Source organism: Streptomyces sp. SID1328, from assembly GCF_009865595.1.
GTDB classification, from domain to species: Bacteria; Actinomycetota; Actinomycetes; order Streptomycetales; family Streptomycetaceae; genus Streptomyces; species Streptomyces griseoluteus.
In genome coordinates, this window is record NZ_WWKH01000421.1 from 1 (window position 1) to 4,013 (window position 4,013).

General features: G+C 75.7%; 4 protein-coding genes and 2 pseudogenes. 3 read left to right on the plus strand and 3 right to left on the minus strand.

Translation table 11 applies throughout. The annotated features are described in order from the left end of the window. The 3 genes and pseudogenes from GT030_RS12665 to ybaK all read left to right on the plus strand — a co-directional run. Positions 1 to 637: pseudogene (locus GT030_RS12665) on the plus strand (hypothetical protein); the annotation flags it as partial. Between the two features lie 89 nt (positions 638 to 726). Continuing rightward, entirely contained in the window at positions 727 to 1,467 is a 741-nt protein-coding gene (locus GT030_RS12670; RefSeq protein WP_086691327.1) for an LON peptidase substrate-binding domain-containing protein, read from the plus strand. A 24-nt stretch (positions 1,468 to 1,491) separates the two neighbouring features. Next, on the plus strand, positions 1,492 to 1,992 hold the full coding sequence (ybaK, locus tag GT030_RS12675) for a Cys-tRNA(Pro) deacylase (RefSeq protein ID WP_161201194.1): 501 nt from the start codon (positions 1,492 to 1,494) through the stop codon (positions 1,990 to 1,992). Positions 1,993 to 1,996: 4 nt separating this feature from the next. Here ybaK and GT030_RS12680 read toward each other — a convergent pair whose 3' ends face one another. The 3 genes and pseudogenes from GT030_RS12680 to GT030_RS12690 form a co-directional block, all read right to left on the minus strand. After that, entirely contained in the window at positions 1,997 to 2,674 is a 678-nt protein-coding gene (locus GT030_RS12680; protein ID WP_161201195.1) for an AAA family ATPase, read from the minus strand. Positions 2,675 to 2,708: 34 nt separating this feature from the next. Beyond that, positions 2,709 to 3,530: an ABC transporter permease gene (locus GT030_RS12685; RefSeq protein WP_161201196.1), complete on the minus strand. Its 822-nt coding sequence runs from the start codon at positions 3,528 to 3,530 to the stop codon at positions 2,709 to 2,711. A gap of 76 nt (positions 3,531 to 3,606) precedes the next feature. Further along, positions 3,607 to 4,013: pseudogene (locus GT030_RS12690) on the minus strand (ABC transporter ATP-binding protein); the annotation flags it as partial.

The following is a 4,013-nucleotide window of genomic DNA, read 5'->3' on the forward strand; positions in this document are numbered from 1 at the left end:
CGAGGCCAGCCCGCTGATCACGGCCGCCGCCCGCGCCGACGACCGCGACCCGGTGCCCTGGCGGATCGCGCTGGACCACGCGCGCGGCTCCCGCGCGGGCCACCGCTACTTCGAGGAGCTGTGGGAGGCGGCCGTACGCCGCTCCCCACACCACTACGGCTGCCATGTGGCGGCGCTGCGCTATCTGGCCACCTTCTGGCACGGCTCGCACCGCGAGTGCTTCGACTTCGCCGAGCCGGCCGCCCAGGACGCCCCGCCCGGCTCGCTGGTGCAGGCGCTCCCGCTGCGGGCCGCCTTCGGCTACCTCACCGACGCCTGCGGTCCCGAGGTGCCCCGCGAGAGGCTGCTCGCGGCCGCCGACCGCGCGGCGGCACTCTCCGCCCGTTTCCCGGCCGCCGACCCCCGCCTCGCCCAGGTACGCAACAAGCTGCTCTACGTCCTGCTGCGCCTGGAGCGCTGGGAGGAGGCCCGCACCCAGCTCGCGCTGATCGGCCCGTACGTCACCTCGTACCCCTGGAGCCGGGTGTCCGAGGACCCGCTCGGGCACTTCCTGCGGCTGCGCGACGCCCTGCTGACCGATGCCCCGCCCGCCGCCCTGGCCGCCCTGCTCCCGGCCCCGCCGCGCGCCCACCTCTGAGCCCGGCGGGGCCGGCCGGGCCGGGACGGATGAGACCGCCGCTGGCGCCGCAGGCGCTCCCGCGCGCCGGACCATTAGGCTGGGGCGTCGTGACCACCGCCCGCCTGCCCCTCTTCCCGCTGAACACCGCGCTGTTCCCGGGACTCGTGCTGCCGCTGTCCGTCTTCGAGGAGCGGTATCGCGCCATCATGCGCGAGCTGCTGAAGACCCCGGAGGACGAGCCGCGCCGGTTCGTCGTCGTGGCGATCCGCGACGGCCACCAGCTGGCGCCGAGCGCCACGGGGCTGCCGGACCCCGACGCCGACACCGAGGAGGGCCCCGCGGCCGGCTTCGGTCCCGACCCGCTCAAGGCGCTGCACCGGGTGGCCTGTGTGGCGGACGCCGCGACCATCCGGGAGCGTCCGGACGGCACCTTCGAGGTGCTGTGCACCGGCACCACCCGCGTCCGGCTGCTCTCGGTGGACGACTCGGGGGCGTTCCTCACCGCCGAGGTGGAGGAGCTGCCGGAGGAGCCCGGCGACGAGGCGGGCGCGCTCGCCGAGGGGGTGCTGCGCTCCTTCCAGCAGTACCAGAAGCGGCTGGCGGGCGCCCATGAGCGCTCCATCTCCGCCGATTCCGACCTGCCGGACGACCCCGGTGTGATCTCCTACCTGGTGGCGGCCGCGATGGTGCTGGACACCCCGACCAAGCAGCGGCTCCTCCAGGCACCGGACACCGCGTCCCGGCTGCGGGACGAGCTGAAACTGCTTCGCGCGGAGACGGCGATCATCCGTAGTCTGCCGTCACTGCCCGCGTTCGAGCTGACGCGGGCGCGCACCAGTCTGAACTGACGGAACAGAGGGCCGGCACCCGCGATGGCGAAGAAGTCCAAGAAGCAGCAGGCGGGCGGCACGCCCGCCACGGTGGCCCTCACCGCGGCGGGCGTGGACCACACGGTCCACTCCTACGAGCACGACCCGGCCCACCCCTCCTACGGCGAGGAGGCCGCCGAGGCGATGGGCGTCTCCCCCGACCGGGTCTTCAAGACGCTGGTGGCCGACGTGGACGGCGCGCTGACGGTCGCCGTGGTCCCGGTCTCCGGCACGCTGGACCTCAAGGCGCTGGCGGCGGCCGTCGGCGGCAAGCGGGCGGCGATGGCCGACCCGGCGCTCGCCGAGCGCACCACCGGCTATGTACGCGGCGGCATCTCGCCGCTGGGCCAGCGCAAGAAGCTCCCCACCGTGCTGGACGAGTCGGCCGGGGCCCACCCCACGATCTGCGTCTCGGCGGGCCGGCGCGGCCTGGAGGTCGAGCTCGCCCCGGCCGACCTGGCCACCCTGACGAAGGCCGTCCTGGCACCCATCGGCCGCGGCTGACCGCTTACGCGGACGGCGTCCCGTAGGGGCCCCGCGGCTCGTGGTCGTAGGGGCCCTGCTCGTACGGCTCGGGGTCGCGGGGGCCGAAGAGGGCCGTCAGGCCCAGGTGGACCAGGAGCGCGCCCAGCGGCCAGGCCAGCAGGGCGCCCTTGGCCCCGAGCCGGAGCGGGGCCGGGAAGGTGACACCGGCGCCGGCCGCCTTGGCGTGCGCGATGACGTCGGAGGTCGGGCCCAGCCAGACCCCGATCCGCCAGGCCAGCAGCGAGGCGAGCAGCCCGCCGACACCGAGGCCCACCACCAGCGGCACGCCCCCGCGCCGCCGCAGCAGGAACACCAGGACCGCGCTGATCAGGCCGAACGCCAGGCCCAGCAGGGCGAAGGTGCCATCCACCCCGGCCGCCTGCTCGCCCTCGGTGTCCTTGAGGTAGACCACCCAGCTCCGGTCGGTCTCCTCACCGACGAGCGGCACGTGCGGGGCCAGCCACCACCACAGCAGCCCCAGCAGCACCCCGGAGAGGGCCACCGCCACGGCCACGACGACGGCTTCGCGTACTTCGGTCTTCATACCGGGGCCGTCCTGTCCGTACGGGTCCGCGACCGGTGTCCCGCCCGAGGGGCCCCCTCCGTGCTGATGCGCGAAGTCGTCGTGCGGCGGCGGTGGCGGAGTCAGCGGTGCGGTCACCCTGACATCGTGCCAGGTCGCGTCGCGCGCCGCGTCACCGGACGGCGGCCCTGCGGTACGCGCGGGTCGCCACGGCCAGCGAGATCACTCCGACGCCCGCGCACACCCCCAGGTCAGCGAGGACCACCGCCCAGTCGGGGTCCGGGCCGAAGGTGCGCGCGTACGCCTCCACCCCGTAGGTCGAGGGCAGCAGGTCGCGGGCGAAGCGCACGACGCCGGGCATCCGGTCGGCGGGCAGCACGCCGAGCAGCAGCGCCGCCGACATGCCGAGCTGGCCGAGCAGCGTGGCGAGTTCGGGGCGCGGGGCGAGCAGCCCGAACGCGGCGCCGAGCCCGGACAGCGCGGCCCCGGCCAGCGGGATCACCGCCAGCAGCACCCAGAGGTTGGACAGCGGCAGCCCGAACAGCGCGCAGCCCACGACGGCGGTGACCAGCGTCCCCGGCACGGTGAAGGAGGCGTACGCGGCCGCCGCGCCCAGCACCACGGCGGCCGGCGGCACCGGCAGCGTGGCGTAGTGGTCGAGCCCGCCGCTGGCGCGCAACTGGCCGAAGTACTGCGAGAGCAGGTTCAGCGCCACGTAGGCGACGACCAGCACCGAGGACCCGGCGACCACGGCCTGCGCCTCGGGCCCGCTGTCCACGACGCCCCGCATCATCACGGCGATGCCGACCGACTGGAAGGTCGCCACGAACAGCAGCGGGATGCGCGCCACCCGGGCCCGCGACAACTGGGCCCGGTAGACGGCGGCCAGCGACGGCCACAGCCGCACGGGCGGGCCCAGCTCGGCCGCGCGCCGCGCCTGCCCCGGCCCGCTCCTCGCGGCGCCCGGCAGGACCTCGGCGGGTACGACACTCACGACGCGCTGCTCCTCTTCCCGACGGCGGCCGGACAGACGTCCCCGAGGGACCATACGGATGCGATCAGGACCGCGCTCACGCCTTCACCAGCCCCTGCCGGGCGGCCCCGCCGAGGGAGAGGTAGACGTCCTCCAGGCTCGGCGTGGCGAGGGTGAAGTCGTCCAGCGCGGCGAAGGCGGCCCCGCCGGTGACGGTGGCGACGGCGGCCCGCGCCTCCTCGGGGGCGAGCCGGAGCGTCCAGCGGCGCCCGGCCTCCACGGCCCGCTCGCGCAGTACGGCGACCTCGGGCACCTCCAGCGGCGCCCGCTCCCGCCAGACCAGCTCGACCCGGACCTCGCCGGAGACCCGCTCCTTGAGCCCGGCCGGGGTGTCGCAGGCGATCACCCGGCCCTCGTCGAGCACGGCGACCCGGTCGAGCACGGTCTCGGCCTCGATGACGTTGTGGGTGACCAGCAGCACGGTCGCGCCCTGCTCGGCCCGGC

What these genes read in the sequence shown, in the direction of transcription:
- ybaK (WP_161201194.1), top strand. Translation starts at nt 1,492, where the DNA reads ATGGCGAAGAAGTCCAAGAAGCAGCAGGCGGGCGGCACGCCCGCCACG.